The 17,456-nt window shown below is 63.0% G+C and carries 11 protein-coding genes; 3 read left to right on the top strand and 8 right to left on the bottom strand.

Translation table 11 applies throughout. The features are described from left to right. Positions 1–17 precede the first annotated feature (17 nt). Together GXK59_RS06965 and GXK59_RS06960 are read left to right on the top strand one after the other, a co-directional pair. Entirely contained in the window at positions 18–3,242 is a 3,225-nt protein-coding gene (locus tag GXK59_RS06965; RefSeq protein ID WP_160665465.1) for a type I restriction endonuclease subunit R, read from the top strand. Positions 3,243–3,297: 55 nt separating this feature from the next. Continuing rightward, positions 3,298–6,096, top strand: coding sequence for a TrlF family AAA-like ATPase (locus GXK59_RS06960; protein WP_443094268.1), 2,799 nt, complete (start codon positions 3,298–3,300; stop codon positions 6,094–6,096). Positions 6,097–6,232: 136 nt separating this feature from the next. Here the strand turns inward: GXK59_RS06960 and nrdF are convergent, their stop codons facing one another. From nrdF to GXK59_RS06925, 7 genes are all read right to left on the bottom strand, one after another. Further along, positions 6,233–7,207 carry a class 1b ribonucleoside-diphosphate reductase subunit beta gene (gene nrdF / locus GXK59_RS06955; RefSeq protein WP_024368367.1) on the bottom strand — a complete coding sequence of 325 codons (975 nt, stop codon included), beginning with the start codon at positions 7,205–7,207 and terminating at the stop codon, positions 6,233–6,235. A gap of 663 nt (positions 7,208–7,870) precedes the next feature. Beyond that, complete coding sequence (gene nrdE / locus GXK59_RS06950) at positions 7,871–9,991, bottom strand: class 1b ribonucleoside-diphosphate reductase subunit alpha (RefSeq protein WP_160669039.1); 2,121 nt, start codon at positions 9,989–9,991, stop codon at positions 7,871–7,873. Between the two features lie 86 nt (positions 9,992–10,077). Beyond that, positions 10,078–10,566 carry a class Ib ribonucleoside-diphosphate reductase assembly flavoprotein NrdI gene (nrdI, locus tag GXK59_RS06945; RefSeq protein WP_160665463.1) on the bottom strand — a complete coding sequence of 163 codons (489 nt, stop codon included), beginning with the start codon at positions 10,564–10,566 and terminating at the stop codon, positions 10,078–10,080. Between the two features lie 39 nt (positions 10,567–10,605). After that, positions 10,606–10,851, bottom strand: coding sequence for a glutaredoxin-like protein NrdH (nrdH, locus tag GXK59_RS06940; RefSeq protein ID WP_024368364.1), 246 nt, complete (start codon positions 10,849–10,851; stop codon positions 10,606–10,608). A gap of 512 nt (positions 10,852–11,363) precedes the next feature. Then, positions 11,364–12,719: a class I SAM-dependent methyltransferase gene (locus GXK59_RS06935; protein ID WP_443094267.1), complete on the bottom strand. Its 1,356-nt coding sequence runs from the start codon at positions 12,717–12,719 to the stop codon at positions 11,364–11,366. A gap of 2 nt (positions 12,720–12,721) precedes the next feature. Further along, positions 12,722–13,453, bottom strand: a complete 732-nt coding sequence (locus GXK59_RS06930; RefSeq protein WP_160665462.1) for a DUF1365 domain-containing protein — start codon at positions 13,451–13,453, stop codon at positions 12,722–12,724. Further along, positions 13,450–14,862, bottom strand: coding sequence for an NAD(P)/FAD-dependent oxidoreductase (locus tag GXK59_RS06925; RefSeq protein WP_160665460.1), 1,413 nt, complete (start codon positions 14,860–14,862; stop codon positions 13,450–13,452). The genes GXK59_RS06930 and GXK59_RS06925 overlap by 4 nt, the downstream gene beginning before the upstream one ends. 183 nt (positions 14,863–15,045) lie before the next feature. Between GXK59_RS06925 and GXK59_RS06920 the strand changes: the two genes are divergently transcribed. After that, positions 15,046–15,978, top strand: a complete 933-nt coding sequence (locus tag GXK59_RS06920; RefSeq protein WP_160665458.1) for a LysR family transcriptional regulator — start codon at positions 15,046–15,048, stop codon at positions 15,976–15,978. 34 nt (positions 15,979–16,012) lie between these two features. Here GXK59_RS06920 and GXK59_RS06915 read toward each other — a convergent pair whose 3' ends face one another. Then, positions 16,013–17,419, bottom strand: a complete 1,407-nt coding sequence (locus tag GXK59_RS06915) for an aldehyde dehydrogenase family protein (RefSeq protein WP_160665456.1) — start codon at positions 17,417–17,419, stop codon at positions 16,013–16,015. Positions 17,420–17,456: the final 37 nt, after the last annotated feature.

Below are 17,456 nucleotides of genomic sequence, written 5' to 3'. Positions count from 1 at the left end.
TGCACAGAAATTCCAGAATGACATCCGGTCAACCAGGGGGAACCACCGTGACAGCAGCACCCGCAGTAGCCTTTTCCGAAGCCGATTGGGAGGGCATGGCCTTGGAACTTTTGGCCGAGCCGCTGGGCTGGCGGCCGGCATCCGGGCAGGACATCGCACCCGGCAGGGGCGAGCGGGATTCCTGGGACGAGCTGCTGATCCGACCCCGACTGCTCGCTGCCCTGCAACGGTTCAACCCGACGGTTCCGGCCCAATACCTTCAGCAGGCCCTCGCCGAGATCGCCTCGCCCAAGTCCCAGGACGCCATCACCGAGAACCACCGCATCCACAACTACCTCGTGGACGGCTACCGGCTCAGCTACATCGACTCGGACGGCAACGAGGCCAACCCCACCCTCCACCTGCTCAGTGCGGACCCGGACCAGAACGACTGGCTCGCCGTCAACCAGGTCACCCTGGTCCAGGGCGACTACAAACGCCGCTTCGACGTCGTGCTCTACTGCAACGGCATGCCGGTGAGCATCATCGAACTGAAGAAGGCCGGCAGCGCCACGGCCGACGTCGCCGCCGCGCACGCCCAGCTGCAGACCTACCTCCGGGAGTTCCCCATCGTGTTCCGCTTCTGCGTGTTCACGCTCGCCTCGGACGGGATCCAGGCCAAGTACGGCACTCCGTTCACTCCCCTCAACCACTTCTCACCATGGAACGTCGACGACGACGGCGTGCCCGTCGCACCGGGGTTCATGGAAGACGGCGAGGCCGTGACCGCGTTGGAGACCGCACTCCAGGGCCTCTACAACCAGGAGCGGTTCCTGCAGCTGGTCCGCAACTTCACCGCGTTCGACGGCGGCCCGGACGGGTTGAGCAAGCGCATCGCCAAGCCGCACCAGTATTTCGCCGTGACCAAGGCCGTGGGCAGCACCGTCCAGGCCGTGGAAAGCAACGGCAAGGCAGGCGTCGTCTGGCACACGCAAGGCTCGGGCAAGTCTATGGAGATGGAGCTCTACGCCAACCTGGTGGCACGGCACCCCAAGCTCAAGAACCCCACCGTCGTCGTCATCACCGATCGTAACGAACTCGACGGCCAGCTGTTTGAAGGCTTCGACCGCAGCTTGTTGCTGGCCGAGTCCCCCAAGCAGATCAAGAAACGCTCCGAACTCCGGGACGAATTGAGCAACCGCACCACCGGCGGCATCTACTTCACCACCCTGCAGAAATTCGGCCGCAGCAAGTCCGAGAAGGACGCCGGCGCGGAGCACCCGCTGCTTTCCGACCGACGCAACATCATCGTGGTGGTGGACGAGGCTCACCGCTCGCACTATGACGACCTGGACGGTTACGCCCGGCACCTTCGTGACGCCCTCCCGCACGCGACACTGATCGCGTTCACCGGAACTCCGATCTCCTTCGATGACCGCAACACCCAGGACGTGTTCGGCGAGTACATCGACATCTACGACCTCTCCCGCGCTGTCGAGGACGGCGCCACGGTCCCGGTGTACTTCGAACCGCGGCTGATCAAGGTGGGACTTGCCGCCGACCTTACCGAGGAGACTCTGGACCAGGCGGCCGACGAAGCCACGCTGGGCCTGGACGACACTGAGAGGGCGCGCATCGAGGCGAGCGTCGCCGTCGTCAATGCCGTCTATGGCGCGCCTCAGCGGATCGCGGCGCTGGCCGCCGACCTGGTGGGGCACTGGGAGAACCGCAGCGCCCGAATGGGCAAGTTCATCGAGGCTCCGGGCAAGGCCATGATCGTGGGCGGGACGCGGGAAATCTGCGCGAAACTGTACACGGCCATCGTCGAGCTGCGACCGGACTGGCACTCCGATGACCTGGCCAAGGGCAGGATCAAGGTGGTCTACTCCGGCACAGCGTCGGACGTGCCGCCGGTCTCCAACCACGTGCGCCGCGAATCCGCGAACGCTGTCGTGAAGGAGCGGCTCAAGGACGTGGACGACGAGCTGGAGTTGGTGATCGTCAAGGACATGATGCTCACTGGCTTCGACGCCCCGCCGCTGCACACCTTGTACCTGGATCGACCGCTCAAGGGTGCGCTGCTGATGCAGACGCTTGCCCGGGTGAACCGCACCTTCCGCGGCAAGGAGGACGGGCTGCTCGTGGCGTACGCGCCGCTGGCGGAGAACCTGGCCAAGGCACTGGGCGAGTATACGCAGTCTGACCAGGCGAACAAGCCGGTGGGCAAGAACATCGACGAAGCGGTAGGCGCCGCCCTTGGGCTGGTGGAGACCTTGCGGGGGCTGCTCGCCGGATACGACTGGAGGGCTGTGCTGATGAAGGGCGGCCCGAAGGCGTTCGTGTCCGCGGCGACGGGCGCGGCGAACTACCTGCGCAGCCCGGAGACGCCGGAGAACCAGACTGCCGAAGGCGAGGAGACGCTCGCCTCGAAGTACCGGCGGTTCTCCAGCCAGCTGTCCCGGGCGTGGGCGCTCTGCTCGGGGTCCGAAACCCTGGCGGAACTGCGGCCGGAAATCCAGGTCTACGAAGAGACCCGGGTGTACATGGCCAAGTTTGACGCCGCCGACCGGCAGGCCAGCGGCGAGCCGGTGCCGGAAGAGATCCAGCGGCTGCTCGGTGACCTCATTGCCTCTGCAACGTCGTCCGGCGAAGTCCTGGACATCTACGAGGCGGCCGGGATACCCAAGCCGTCCTTGGATGATCTGACGCCAGAATTCATTGCCAAGACGCAACAGGCGCGTAACCCCCAGCTGGCCATCGAGGCGCTGCGGAAGCTCATCGCCGATGAGTCGGCCAAGACGACCCGCAACAATGTCATCCGCCAGCGCGCGTTCTCCGAGCGGATCAGCGAGCTGATGAAGAAGTACACCAACCAGCAGCTCACGTCGGCGGAGGTGATTGCCGAGCTGGTGGAGCTGGCCCGGGAGGTTGCCGCCGAAGGCAATCGCGGCGCGCAGTTCACTCCCCCGTTGAATTCTGACGAACTGGCGTTCTACGATGCCGTAGCACAAAACCAGTCTGCGGTGGAGGTCCAGGGCGAAGGCATCCTTGCAGACATCGCCCGCGAACTAGTTTCTGTGATGCGGCGGGACGTGCGCACTGACTGGACCGTCCGCGACGACGTCCGGGCTAAGCTCCGCTCGTCAATCAAGCGGCTCCTGGTTCGTTTCGGCTACCCGCCGGACAAGCAGCCTGAGGCAATCAAGCTTGTCATGGAGCAGATGGAATCCATGGCGCCGCGGTTTGCCGAGGCCCGGAGCTAGCTACAGTGCTGGCCTTTGATTTAGCAATGAATATCGACTGTGAATTGGGGAACAATTGAAATCGTATGCACGTGGTTCAGAATGGCGAAAATGGGACCTCCACGTCCATGCACCTGGCGGCACCATGGAAGATCGCTACGTAGCTAGCGATCTGGACAAACAAGGCATTCTCGACAGATTCTGTCAGACCATTTCGGAGTCCGATGTGGATGTGATTGGCATAACAGACTACTTTACGCTCGAAAACTACTACCGCGTCACCGATCGGTTTCAGGAGATCTATGGCGAGACGGGCAAAGTCTTCTTTCCCAATCTGGAACTCCGACTCGTCGAGACCGTGAGTAAGACACTTGCCAACGTCAATCTCCATCTCGTCTTTGATCCCTCCCTTCCAAGAGAAGAACTCTCACGTTTTGTCTCGAGACTGAAAACCACACACACAAGGCCAAACAGAACTTCGGTCGCCTGTTCCGAACTGACAGCACATCAGTTCGATTCGGCCAGTGTTTACCTCGAGCAAGTGCGTGAAACCTTGGAAGACACGTTTGGAGCGGACGACTCGTGGAGAAGCGTAGCCTTCCCGGTGATGCCGGCGGGCAATGACGGCATAAGGCCAGAGGGCAAGGTTTCTGGGTCTCGTCGGAAGAGAGTGCTGGCCGACAACCTGGATCTTTTCACATCTGGCATTTTCGGAAACCCGAACGATGTTGCTTATTATCAAAACGAGGTTGAAGGGTCCAACAGAAAGGAAGACTTGCCTCCTCGACCGGTCTTCGCCGGATGCGACGCTCACAGCTTCGATGAGCTCGAAAGCTGGTTGGGACGCGAAGCTCGCGGATCCTCGCACAAGAATGTGACATGGATAAAAGCTGATCCCACGTTTGAGGGACTGCTGCAGACGGCAATAGAGCCTGCAGAAAGAGTCCGCATTCAGTCAACCAAACCGGACAGGAAGCAACCCTACCAAGTCATAACTGCGGTCAAGTTTCCAGACTCAGATGACTTCCCCCAATCAATCGAGTTCAATCAGAACTTGGTTTCCATTATTGGCAGCCGCTCATCTGGGAAATCATCCCTACTAGCCCATATTGCTCACGCCGTTGACAGCAAATACGCGAAGCAACAACAATTTGATAGTGGATTCTTTGAATCGATTGATGAGACTGGACCGGCAGCCGGGAGAACATGGAGGGAGACGCCGCCCGGACTCTGTCAAGTTGCATGGGGCGGCTCTGCCGACACAGTGGGAAGGGTTATCTATATCCCTCAGAATTCACTTTTCAACCTCAATGAACGTTCAACAGAAATTACTTCGAAGATAGAGCCGATTCTTTTCAGAGCGAATCCCGAATTTGAAGCAGCTCATAAGAAAGTAACGACGGACATTGAAACCATAGGTGGCGATATCAAGTCATGCTTGAAGAACTGGTTCGCTCGAACGTCTGAGATTAGCGAAGTTGCAACTAAAATAGCGGGTGTCGGCGACCCAACGGCCATCCAGAAGCAGAAATCGGAATTGACGTCCGAACTAGCCGATCAGCGTGCCAATTTAGAGTTACTGAACGATGATATTGTCAGCTACCAAGCAGTAATGGAACAGTTGTCGAAACTCAAGACAGACCGGGCGGACAGGCTTGAAGATTTACGGGGCCTGAGCACCTACATCACGTCAGAAGCCGATCAGCCCGGGACAAGCGTTTCCGCTCGAGTGTCGGTGTCGGTAGTTGCGTCGCCGACTCCCGAGAATTTGCCATTAGCTATTCAGCACCAAGTCTCGAGATTGGTGACCGAAGCGTCAGAAAACCTCCGCCAGGCTCTAGGGGATTTCCTCGTCGCACATTACGAGAAAGTGAAAGCGGAAGTATCTGGACTTGAAGCAGAGATCGCTAACGTCAGCGCGCAGAATGGTGAGTTGATCGCGCGAAATGAAGCGAATACTGTCGTCGACGAGATGGTGAAGCAGCTGGCACAGCAGGACGCCGCCCTCGCTCTTATTGCGAAATACGTAGCCGAGCTCAAGAAACTCGTCGAAGCTCGAGATGAAAGCTCCACTATTCTGATTGCCAGCTTGGAACGACGGTCAGAACTGATTCAGAATCATCTTCATTACTTTGATGACGGGCTTGTAGCAGTGGACGGAATGCTCCTCGGTATCGAGGGTGGTCACGATGAAGCAACACTGTTGGCTATTTCCCAAGACTTCGATCAGCGGTCCAACACGGAATTCGTTGAACGAAATGTCGGGCTTAGGATCGACCAGGTACTGTCCAAACCCGCTGACTTTCTGTCTGCGCTTCAGGAGGGTGACCAGAAGCTAAAGCAGGGGAGGTCGACGACTGCTGTCGCCGAACAGGTGTTCACTTTCGTGCCGCATTTTCAGTTCTTCGCAGAACTCGAAGGCGACAGAATCGGCGGGTTCGCCCGGTCCTCGATGACTCCGGGAAAGCAAGCTATGTTTGCGCTTCAACTCATCCTCAACGAGTCCGAAGATCATTGGCCGCTCTTGATAGACCAGCCTGAAGACGACCTAGACAGCCGGTCAATCTACGATCACGTGGTGCCATACCTGAAGCAGCGCAAGACCGAACGTCAGGTGATCATGGTCACGCACAATGCCAATCTCGTTGTCGGCGCGGATAGTGAGCAAGTAGTCGTCGCCAACCGGCACGGAACCGGCAGCAAAAATGCTGGAGGAAGAACGTTCGACTATCTGGCTGGTTCCCTAGAACACACTCTTGCCCACACGGAACAACCACATACGCTTGATAGTTGCGGCATCCGTGAACACGCGTGCGAGATACTCGACGGAGGCACCGAAGCCTTCCAGAAACGGAAAGACAAGTACCGGGTCTAGCGTCGACGCCGGCACGTAATTTGTTACAAAAGGCCCCGCACGCTTCTGCGTGCGGGGCCTTTTCGAGTTTCGAAGGGCTCACAGGGAACTCTCCTCGAACGGTTGCCCGTTTGATTGAAGGAGCAGAAGAAGGAGACTAGAAATCCCAGTCGTCATCCTCAGTGTTAACAGCCTTGCCAATCACGTAAGACGAACCGGACCCCGAGAAGAAGTCGTGGTTCTCGTCCGCGTTCGGCGACAGGGCCGACAGGATGGCCGGGTTCACGTCCGTGACGGACGCCGGGAACATGGCCTCGTAGCCGAGGTTCATCAGCGCCTTGTTGGCGTTGTAATGCAAGAACTTTTTGACGTCCTCGGCCAGGCCGACGGAGTCATACAGATCGTGCGTGTACTGGACTTCGTTCTCGTACAGCTCGAAGAGCAGCTCGAACGTGTAGTCCTTGATCTCCTGCTTGCGCTCCTCGGACAGGCCTTCGAGGCCCTTCTGGAACTTGTAACCGATGTAGTAGCCGTGCACGGCCTCATCGCGGATGATCAGGCGGATCAGGTCAGCCGTGTTCGTCAGCTTGGCCCGCGAGGACCAGTACATCGGCAGGTAGAAGCCCGAGTAGAACAGGAAGCTCTCCAGCAGCGTCGAGGCCACCTTGCGCTTCAGGGGATCGTCGCCCTGGTAGTAGTCCATGACGATCTGGGCCTTCTTCTGCAGGTTCACGTTCTCAGTGGACCAGCGGAAAGCCTCGTCGATCTCCTTGGTGGAGGCCAGCGTGGAGAAGATGGAGGAATAGCTCTTCGCGTGCACGGACTCCATGAAGGCGATGTTCGTGTAGACAGCCTCCTCGTGCGGGGTGATCGCATCCGGGATCAGCGAGACAGCGCCGACGGTTCCCTGGATGGTGTCCAGCAGGGTCAGGCCGGTGAACACGCGCATGGTGAGCTGCTGCTCGTCCGGGGTCAGCGTCGCCCACGACTGCACGTCGTTGGACAGCGGGATCTTCTCCGGCAGCCAGAAGTTGTTGACCAGGCGGTTCCAGACGTCCACGTCCTTGTCGTCCTGGATTCGGTTCCAGTTGATCGCTTCAACATGGCTCAGCAGCTTGACCTTCTCGGTCATATGGTTCCCTCCGCCTGATGGTTAGCGCGCCGGAAACGTCCAGCGTCTAGCTATCAATTCTAGACTCTAAGTCGTTCGGTTGCTGACGTATGCCGCTATGCAGTGGCCGTGTTCACACGGACATAATCCGGGAACTGCGGCCCAACCGTGCCTCGGACTGACGACCAAGAGTGGGCCCACAAAAGTGGACCCACTCGGCTGGTATCGGACTAATCAGGGACAAGCCCTCTGCCCTACTTGGACTCTTTTACGGTCGTCGACGGGTGCGACTTTCCATACTTCGGCGTTACATAACGTCCGGTCTTGGCGCTGCGATATGAACCGTTAGCCATTGGAGGTTTCCTCCTCTCTGTTGAGCTGGCGAGTGGACCACGTGCAGCCCTACATGGGCCGAATCGTGATGCGGATAGTCCGGCGAATCGTACGTCGTACGGTGGCCATAGCTACCAACTCCTTCCGGGGCTGATGCCCGGGAGGAGGGCCTTCGACAGAAGGCCGACAACTCCTGTAAACTCAACAGTCCAGGTATCACTTGGAACTGTCTCGTTTCCGGGACTTTCTTGAGGGGCTGTGTTAGCGCACGGCCCCTCAAGCTTTTAATTCTTGTGTCCGACGGCCGGCGGACGCCCGCCGTCGTACTCAAGCAAAATCAACCGATATCGGTTACAACATACACGAGACACAATTTTCCACCTCGGTCCCTTCCAGCGCGAGCTGGCGGAGACGGATGTAGTAGATGGTCTTGATGCCCTTCTTCCAGGCGTAGATCTGGGCCTTGTTGATGTCGCGCGTGGTGGCGGTGTCCTTGAAGAACAGCGTCAGGGACAGGCCCTGGTCCACGTGCTGCGTGGCTGCGGCGTAGGTGTCGATGACCTTCTCGTAGCCAATCTCGTACGCGTCCTGGTAGTACTCCAGGTTGTCGTTCGTCAGGTACGGCGCCGGGTAGTACACGCGGCCCAGCTTGCCTTCCTTGCGGATCTCGATCTTGGACGCCACCGGGTGGATCGAGGAGGTGGAGTTGTTGATGTAGGAGATCGAGCCCGTCGGCGGAACGGCCTGCAGGTTCTGGTTGTAGATGCCGTGCTCCATGACGGAAGCCTTCAGCTCGCGCCAGTCATCCTGGGTGGGGATGTGGATGTTCTGGAACAGCTCGGCAACCTTGGCGGTCTGCGGGACCCATTCCTGGTTGGTGTACTTGTCGAAGAACTCACCGGAGGCGTACTTGGACTTCTCGAAGCCGCCGAAGGTCTGGCCGGTCTGGATGGACAGGCGGTTGGAGGCGCGGATCGCATGGAACACCACCGAGTAGAAGTAGATGTTGGTGAAGTCGATGCCTTCTTCGGAGCCGTAGTGCACCCGCTCGCGGGCCAGGTAGCCGTGCAGGTTCATCTGGCCCAGGCCGATGGCGTGGCTCTGGTCGTTGCCGCGGGCGATCGAGGGCACCGAGGTGATGTTGGACATGTCCGAGACGGCCGAGAGCGCGCGGATGGCGGTCTCAATGGTCAGGCCGAAGTCCGGCGAGTCCATGGCCTTGGCAATGTTCAGCGAACCCAGGTTGCAGGAGATGTCCTTGCCGGTCTGGTCGTAGGACAGGTCATCGTGGTACGTCGTGGGCTGGGAGACCTGGAGGATCTCGGAGCACAGGTTGGACATGATGATCTTGCCGTCGATCGGGTTTTCCCGGTTCACGGTGTCCTCGAACATGATGTACGGGTAGCCGGATTCGAACTGGATCTCGGCGAGGGTCTGGAAGAACTCACGTGCCTTGATCTTGGTCTTCTTGATCCGGGAATCGTCCACCATCTCGTAGTACTTCTCGGTGACCGAGACGTCGGAGAACGGCATGCCGTAAACCTTTTCGACGTCGTACGGCGAGAACAGGTACATGTCCTCGTCCTTCTTGGCCAGCTCGAAGGTGATGTCCGGGATCACGACGCCGAGCGAGAGGGTCTTGATGCGGATCTTCTCGTCCGCGTTCTCGCGCTTGGTGTCCAGGAAGCGGTAAATGTCCGGGTGGTGGGCGTGCAGGTACACCGCGCCGGCACCCTGACGGGCGCCGAGCTGGTTGGCGTAGGAGAAGCTGTCCTCGAGGAGCTTCATCACGGGGATGACGCCGGAGGACTGGTTCTCGATCTGCTTGATCGGCGCGCCGACCTCGCGGATGTTGGTCAGCGCGAACGCCACGCCGCCGCCGCGCTTGGACAGCTGCAGGGCGGAGTTGATGGACCGGCCGATCGACTCCATGTTGTCTTCGATGCGGAGCAGGAAGCAGGAGACGAGCTCGCCGCGCTGGCGCTTGCCGGCGTTGAGGAACGTCGGGGTGGCCGGCTGGAAGCGGCCCTCGATGATCTCATCGACCATCTGGGTGGCGAGCTGCTCGTCGCCGCGGGCCAGGTGCAGGGCCACCATGCAGACGCGGTCCTCGTAGCGCTCCAGGAAACGCTTCCCGTCGAACGTCTTCAGCGTGTAGGAGGTGTAGAACTTGAACGCGCCGAGGAACGTCTCGAAACGGAACTTCTTCTTGTACGCGCGGTTGTAGAGCTCGCGGATGAAGTTCATCGTGTACTGGTCGAGGGTTTCGCGCTCGTAGTACTCGTTCTTGACGAGGTAGTCGAGCTTTTCCTCAAGGTCGTGGAAGAACACGGTGTTGTTGTTCACGTGCTGCAGGAAGTACTGGTGCGCGGCCTCGCGGTCAGCCTCGAACTGGATCTCCCCGTTCGGGCCGTAGAGGTTCAGCATGGCGTTGAGCTCGTGGTAGCCCAGGCCCTGGAAGGCAGCCGGCATGACCGGCTTCTCACCCGGGACGGTGTGCTTCTCGACGTGCTTTTCGACGGCGGCGGCGGGCTTCGCTGCGGCGGAGCCGGACCCGGTTACTTCTGTGTCTGCGACAGTCGTGTCCAAAATTGTTCCAATCCTTGTTGTACTCGGCTGACGTCTTCCGGCGTCCCCATGAGTTCGAATCGATATAGGTGCGGGACCTGGCATTTCGCGGCGATGATGTCGCCGGCCATGCAGTAATTGTCCCCAAAGTTCGTGTTGCCCGCCCCGATCACTCCACGGAGCTGTTGCCGGTTCCTCGGATCGTTCAGGAAGCGGATGACCTGCTTCGGAACGGATCCCTCTCCCCCGGTGCCGCCGTAGGTGGGAAGCACCAGCACATAGGGCTCGGTGGCCACGAGCGCGGGTTCCCTCGCATGGAGGGGAATCCGCGCCGCGTCGATGCCCAGCTTCCTGACGAAGCGTGCGGTGTTCTCCGAGGTGGAGGAGAAATAGATGAGGTGGCTGGCGGTGGTCCGGACGGTGTCAGCTGTCAGGTCTGCTTCCAGCGGCGTGCGGGCAGCTGCTGTTGCCAGTGCCATGGGAGTCACCTCATCTGACGTGTTTTCCTGCGAAGCGGTTCAGGCGACGGCGACGGCGTACGCCTGCGCCAGTTCCTCGATCTTGTCGGGGCGGAAACCGGACCAGTGGTCCTGGTCCGTGACGACAACCGGAGCCTGCATGTAGCCGAGGGCCTTCAGGCGCTCGAGGGCATCCGCATCCTGCGAGATGTCGACGCTCTGGTAGGTGATGCCCTTCTTATCCAGCGCGCGGTATGTCGCGTTGCACTGAACACAGGCCGGCTTCGTGTAAACCGTAACGGTCATGGTCCCTGTCCCCTTTGTTGAAGTCTTTGGTACTGCGTAATTTTTACTGCGAACTGTCCACTGCGTTCGAGCTGAGTCTCTAGTGCGTCTCCGGTGCCAGTAGTCCGGGCGGGCCGATCCGGGACAGGAATCCTTATCCGTTGCTGGCCTTGCCTGGCGAGCATTGCTGCTCCGCTGGAACTGTATTTCGATACTACATGTAGTGCAAGAGCCCGATGTGGACCCCAAGATGATGTATTACAAGTATGTCATTTAATGCACCGCCAGTCCACAGGCGGGGTGCCTCAAAATGTCCGTATTTCCGCCATTTTGCCGGACGAAATCCACAGGCTGTGGAGTACCTTTGCACAATTAACTCCCCTGCGTGTCGCGTGGTGGACGGCGTGTCGGCGGTGTGCGGCGCGGCGGTCCGGAGTGCTGTTAAGCACTGGATGTGGTGTCCGGAAACACGAAGAAGGCGGGCACCCGTCGGGTGCCCGCCTGCCACAGCGTGAGGCGGCTAACAGCAGCCGCTAATTGCTTGCCTCGCCCGCAGTCCGGCGGTCCAGGACGATCTGCTGCACGTCGAGGTAGCCGGTTTCGAAGCCCGCCCGGGAGTAGCAGAGGTAGAACAGCCACATGCGCTGGAAGATCTCGTCGAAGCCCAGGGCCCGGACGTCGGCGGAGCGGGCCATGAAGCGTTCTTCCCAGAGCCGCAGCGTCTGGGCGTAGTGCTCCCCCGTGGCCAGGCGTTCGCGGACGCGGAGTCCGGTCTGCTTCTCCGTGATGTCCTCGATGGCCCGGACGGAGGGGATGACGCCGCCGGGGAAGATGTACTTGTGCACCCAGGTGTAGCTGGTGCGGGTGGCCATCAGCCGGTCATGGGCGATCGTGATGGCCTGGATGGCGACCTTCCCGCCGGGGGCGAGGACGCGCTCGATGGTTTGGAAGTACGTGGCCCAGTATTCGAATCCGACGGCCTCGATCATCTCGACGGAGACGACGGCGTCGTACTCGCCTTCGACCGCGCGGTAGTCCTTGAGCTCGATCGTGACGGCGTCGGTGTAGCCGGCGTCGGCGATGCGTTTGCGGGCCAGTTCCTGCTGCTCGCTGGAGAGGGTGACGGAGTAGACGGTGGCGCCGCGCTGCGCGGCCCGGAGGGCGAGCTCGCCCCAGCCGGTGCCGATTTCCAGCACCCGGGTGCCCTGCCCGACGGCGGCCTTGTCCAGCAGCCGGTCGATCTTGGCCTGCTGCGCGGCGGCGAAGCCGTCCCAGGCGACGCTCTTCAGCGCTTCGCCTGATTCCGGGAAGAGTGCGCTGGAGTAGGTCATGGTTTCGTCCAGGAACGTGCCGAAGAGCTCGTTGGAGAGGTCGTAGTGCCGGGAAATGTTGGAGCGGGTGTTCTGCTCGGTGTTGCGTTCCTTCCGCGGCTGCCGCGGCAGGTAGAAGGCGCGCAGTTTCTGCAGCGGTTCCGGCACGAGGGTCCCGACGCGGGCGGCGAAGACCTCCATCACGGCGGTGAGGTTGTCAGCGTCCCAGTCGCCGGCCATAAAGGACTCGCCCAGGCCGATCAGGCCGCCGTCGCCGAGCCGGGCCGCGAACGCCTCGGGACGGTTCATGGTCATGACGGGGTAGGTGTGGCCGGGCGTGGCCGGCTTGCCCAGGACGGTGCCGTCCGGGTAGCGGACCTCCAGCGGAAGCCGGCGGACCGCGGCTTTGAAGATGGCGTCGGCGGCCCGGCCGGCCACCCGGGCTTTAAGGCTTGAGGGGACGGTGGCGATGCTTGGCCAGATGGCGGCGTCGACCGCGGCGGGCGGCTGCGGGACGGTGTAGGGGGCTGCGAACTCATGCGTCCGGCGCGCGGCGCCGGATCCGGTCGCTTCGGTCATTGTCACTGAACTGCCTCCTGTGAAGGGTGGTGTGGTCGTTTGATGATGGGCAGCCGACGTGCCCAGAGTTTGATGCCCTGCCAGCGGATCTGCGCCGAGACGCGCAGGGGTGCCAGCGGGACCGCGAGCGCGGTGGCGAGGATGTTCCGCACGGTGGCGTCGTGGCGTTCGCCGTCCACGCTGGCGATGAAGGGCTGCTGCCCCTCGCGTTCGAGGACGATCGAGACGGCGAGCCGTTCGCCGGGTTCCGGGAGTTTCATCCGGTATTGGCCTTCGACGTCGTTGAAGGGTGAGACGTAGAAGGCTTTCGGGACGCTGGCCCGGCCGGCGTCGTCCGTCTCGAGGAGGTAGCAGTGCCGTTCGCCATAGGTGTTATGCACCTCGGCGAGGACGCAGCGCAGCTCCCCGGCGGCGTCGTGGCACCAGAACAGGCTCAGCGGGTTGAAGACGTGGCCGAACACCCTGGCGCTGGCCAGCATCGTGATCCGGCCGCCGTCGAGGTCGATCCCCCGGGTGGCGAGGAATGCCTCAACGTTGCCGCGGAGGGTACCGTCCGGGTCGCCCAGGTGGTCCGCGACGCTGAAGCCGGCGAGCGGCCGGAGGAGGCGGGGCATCACGGGGAGCCGGTCGATGTCGACGTACCAGCTGTAGCTGCGGTAGGTGAACGCATTCTTCAGCGGGGTGCGCCGCACGTGCGCGATGGAGGTGCGGTAGATGGCGGCAGTGGCGCTCATGAGCCCTCCGCGGAGACGCTCTGCAGGTCCGGGTCGATGGCCACGGCACGGTACTCCTCGTTGAGGGCGACGGCGGGGTCGTCCCAGGTGCGTCCCAGCCGTTCCGCGGCCCGGACGCCGGAGAGGGCGCCGTCCTCGTGGAATCCCCAGCCGTGGTAGGCGCCGGCGAAGGCCAGCCGGGCGTCGCCGAGGGCCAGGATCTGCTCCTGCGCCCGGAGCGACTCCGGGGTGTACTGCGGGTGTTCGTAGACCATGCGCTCCAGCACGGAATGGTCCGCGATCAGCTCGGACTCGCCCAGGCTGACGATGTAGCGTCCGCCGTCTGCGGGGTCGAGCCGTTGCAGCCGGGTCATGTCGTAGCTGACGAGGACCTTGTCCGGGCGGGCGTCGCAGGAGGGCAGCCGGTAGTTCCAGGATGCCTTGGCGTTGTCACTGGACGGCAGCACGGCGGCGTCGCGGTGGAAGACGGTGTGGTTGACCGAGTACGGCATCCCGCCGAGCGCGGCCCGCTCGGCGGGCGAGGCGTCGGTGAGCATGCCCAGCGCCTGGGCCGGGTGGGTGGCAATCACGACGGCGTCGAAGGTCTCGGTGGTCACGGTGCCGGCGCCGGTGGTCCCGGTGGTCAGTTCCACGCCGTCCGCGTGGCGCCGCACGCCGATGACCGGGCTGGCCAGGCGGATGTCCGGCAGCGTGGCCGCGAGTTTATCCACGTAGGTGCGCGAGCCGCCGGTGACCGTGCGCCACTGCGGCGAGCCCGAGACTCCGAGCAGTCCGTGGTGGCCCAGGAAGGTGAAGAGGTAGCGTGCCGGGTAGGCGAGCGCCGTCGTCGGGTCGCAGGACCAGACCGCGCTCACGATCGGGGTCATGAAGTGCGAGATGAAGTAGCTGCTGAACTTCTCCCGGGCCAGGAAGTCGCCGAGGGTCAGCTCCGGGGCAGCTGTGTTCTCCCCTGCGGGGGCGCCCTCGGCGAGCAGGGCGCGGGCCTTGCGGTAGAAGCGCATCACCTCGAGCAGCATCAGCAGGTAGCGACCGCGCAGCAGGGTGGCGGGGCCGGGCAGGATGCCGCGGCCCTTGGCCCGGGCGCCGGCATATTCCAGGCCGCAGCCGTCGCAGCGGACGGACATGCTCATTTCCGAGTCCTGCGTTTCAATACCCAGCTCAGCGAAGAGCCGCAGCAGTGTGGGGTAGGTCCGTTCGTTGTGGACGATAAAGCCGGTATCGATCCCGAGCACGGGCCCGCCGGCCTGCGGCACGTCGTGGGTGTGGGCGTGGCCGCCGAGCCGGGAATCGGCTTCGAAGAGGGTGACGGTGTCCTGCCGGTTCAGGACGTACGCGGCGGTCAGTCCCGCCACCCCGCTGCCAATCACGGCTACTCGGCGGCCCTGGGGAATCCCTGCTGCATCTGACACTGATCTGCTCCTGTTGGCTGGTACATCGATTGCCTGGATCGTCCGGGCGAATCGTCTTATGGGCAATTCGTCGCCGTGGGGCCGGTGGATGTGTGCGACTTTCCAGCTTTTTCCTTGAGTCCAATGTGCCAGAATGAAGCAGGATTGCGGTCCCGCCTCACCGGAACGCCAGAAGGGCAGCCCTTGATTAATCCCGTCCATCTGCGGACCCTTGTCGAAGTGACCCGGCTGGGGTCGTTCGCGGCAGCCGCTGCCCGGCTGGGGTACACGGCGTCGGCCGTTTCCCAGCAGATGTCGGCCCTGGAACGCGACACCGGCGTTGAGCTGTTCCAGCGCTCGGCCCGCAGCATCCAGCCCACCGAAGCCGCCCTGGTCATGACCCGGCACGCGGCCAAGGTCCTCACGGATATCGAGGCGCTGATGGCGGCGGCGTCCCGCACCGCGGACACCACCCGGCAGGAACTCCGGCTGGGCATCTTCCCCAGCCTGGCCACGTATGTGCTGCCGCGGATCCTGGCGAATCCGGCCTGGAAGAAACTCGGCATCGACCTGCGGGTCTCGGTCGCGGAGCCGGCCCAGACCATCCAGGGCCTGCGCACCGGCGGCGAACTCGACGTCGCCCTCGTCTACCAGGTGGGTCAGTCCGGCCTGGCGTGGCCGCACACCGTGAACCGGCAGTGGATCGGCGACGACGACTTCCGGGTGGTGCTGCCGGCGGCCTGGGGCATCGGCACGGATTCGAAGGTCGCGGCGGACCACCTCTCCGACATGCCGTGGATTGTGCACCACCCCGGCACGTCCGACGCCACCGTGATCGAGCGGCTCTTTGCCAGCTGCAACCTGCACCCGCGGGTGGTGGCGTACAGCGATGACTTCCACGCGAGCCTCGAGATGGCCGCGGCCGGACTGGGCGCGGCGCTGGTTCCCGAGCTCGCCCTGCTGCACCGCCCGGCCGGGGTGGTGGTGCTGGACGTTCCCGAGATCCGGCTGGCCCGCAACGTCTTTGCCCTGCTGATCAATGAGAAGCAGACCGCGCAGGTCCAGCTCTTCGTCGAACTGCTCGCCGACACGTTCAATTCCCCGGCCCTGAAGCAGTCCGTCCCGCGCAAGGGCTGAGTCAGCGCAGGGGCCTGGTCAGCGCAAGGCCGGGTCAGCGTGCCCGGAGCCGTTTGCGGAGCCCGGTCCCCATCCCGGCGAGGGCGCTGATGAGCCGGTGTTTGGTCTTGGTGTAGGGCGGGTAGATCAGTTCCAGGGTGTCGGGCCGGAAGGTCTTGGCCAGGGTGGACCGTTCGTGCGAGAACGTCCGCAGTGAGTGCTCCCCGTGGTAGGCGCCCATGCCGCTGCCGCCGACCCCGCCGAAGGGCAGACCCGGAACCATCAGGTGCGCCGCGGGGACGTCGAAGCACAGCGCCCCCGAGGACGTGCGTTCCGCGAAGGCCCGGCGCGTGCCGGCGTCGTTGCTGAACACGTAGAGCGCCAGCGGCTTGGCGCCGTCGTTGATCATCCGGATGGCCTCGTCCTGCCCGGCGACGGGGACCAGCGGGAGCAGCGGGCCGAAGATCTCCTCCCCCATGACGGTGTCCCCGGGTGCTGGCCGCAGCAGGGTCGGGGCGAAGTGGCGGCTGGCGGCGTCCCGCTCGCCGCCGTGGACCACGGTGCTGCCATCGGCGAGGCCCGCGATCCGCGCGAAGTGCCGGTCGTTGACGATCCTGCCGTAGGAGTCGCTGAGGGAGGAATCCGTGCCGAAGAGCGCGCCGATCGCCTTGACCAGCTCGCGCTCCAGCGGAACCAGTACGTCCTCGGTGGCCAGGATGTAGTCGGGCGCCACGCAGGTCTGCCCGGCGTTCATGAACCGGCCCCACGCGATCCGTTTGGCGGCCCTGGCCAGATCAGTGGAGGAGTCCACGTAGGCCGGGGATTTGCCGCCCAGCTCGAGGGTCACCGGCGTCAGGTTCTCCGCCGCCGCGCGCAGCACCACCTTGGCGGCTGCCTCCCCGCCGGTGAAGAAGATGTGGTCGAAGCGCATCGCCAACAGCGCGGTGGTTTCCGGGATGCCGCCCTCGACCACTTCCGCCGCGCCGGCCAGGTATTCCGGAATCCAGCGCACCAGGGCCGCGGAGGTGGCGGGGGCCTGTTCGCTCGGTTTGAGGACGACGGTGTTGCCGGCGGCGAGGGCGCCGGCCAGCGGGGCGAGCAGCAGCTGCAGCGGGTAGTTCCAGGGCCCGATCACCAGCACCACCCCCAGCGGGGTCAGCTCGGTCCAGGCCTTGGCGGGCTGGACGGCGAGCGGGACGGCGACGGGACGGGGCCGCAGCCACGCCTCGAGGTGCCTTTCCAGGTGCGCGGCTTCGGCTGTGACAAAACCGATTTCCGTCAGCAGCGATTCGGTGGCGTGTTTGCCCAGATCGCTGCCCAGCGCTTCCGCGAATTCCGTGCGGCGCTCCGCCAGCATCCGGCGCAGGCTGCGCAGTTGCTCGAGCCGCCAGCCCAGCGGACGGGTGGCTCCGCTGTCGAATAGTTGACGGGCGCGGGCGACGGCGGGGGCAGCAGTTTGCATCCGCTAAATGTACCGGCACCGGCCGCCAAGGCGGGTC

Origin of the sequence: Pseudarthrobacter sp. ATCC 49987 (genome assembly GCF_009928425.1) — a bacterium.
GTDB lineage: Bacteria > Actinomycetota > Actinomycetes > Actinomycetales > Micrococcaceae > Arthrobacter.
Note: the sequence above shows the minus strand (reverse complement) of the source record. Positions and strands in the feature narration are given on the sequence as shown.

Coding starts and splice junctions, on each gene's coding strand:
- nrdE (WP_160669039.1), bottom strand. CDS start 9,991: ATGCCGGCTGCCTTCCAGGGCCTGGGCTACCACGAGCTCAACGCCATG.
- nrdI (WP_160665463.1), bottom strand. CDS start 10,566: ATGGCACTGGCAACAGCAGCTGCCCGCACGCCGCTGGAAGCAGACCTG.
- GXK59_RS06935 (WP_443094267.1), bottom strand. CDS start 12,719: ATGACCGAAGCGACCGGATCCGGCGCCGCGCGCCGGACGCATGAGTTC.
- GXK59_RS06965 (WP_160665465.1), top strand. CDS start 18: ATGACATCCGGTCAACCAGGGGGAACCACCGTGACAGCAGCACCCGCA.
- nrdH (WP_024368364.1), bottom strand. CDS start 10,851: ATGACCGTTACGGTTTACACGAAGCCGGCCTGTGTTCAGTGCAACGCG.
- GXK59_RS06915 (WP_160665456.1), bottom strand. CDS start 17,419: ATGCAAACTGCTGCCCCCGCCGTCGCCCGCGCCCGTCAACTATTCGAC.
- GXK59_RS06930 (WP_160665462.1), bottom strand. CDS start 13,453: ATGAGCGCCACTGCCGCCATCTACCGCACCTCCATCGCGCACGTGCGG.
- nrdF (WP_024368367.1), bottom strand. CDS start 7,207: ATGACCGAGAAGGTCAAGCTGCTGAGCCATGTTGAAGCGATCAACTGG.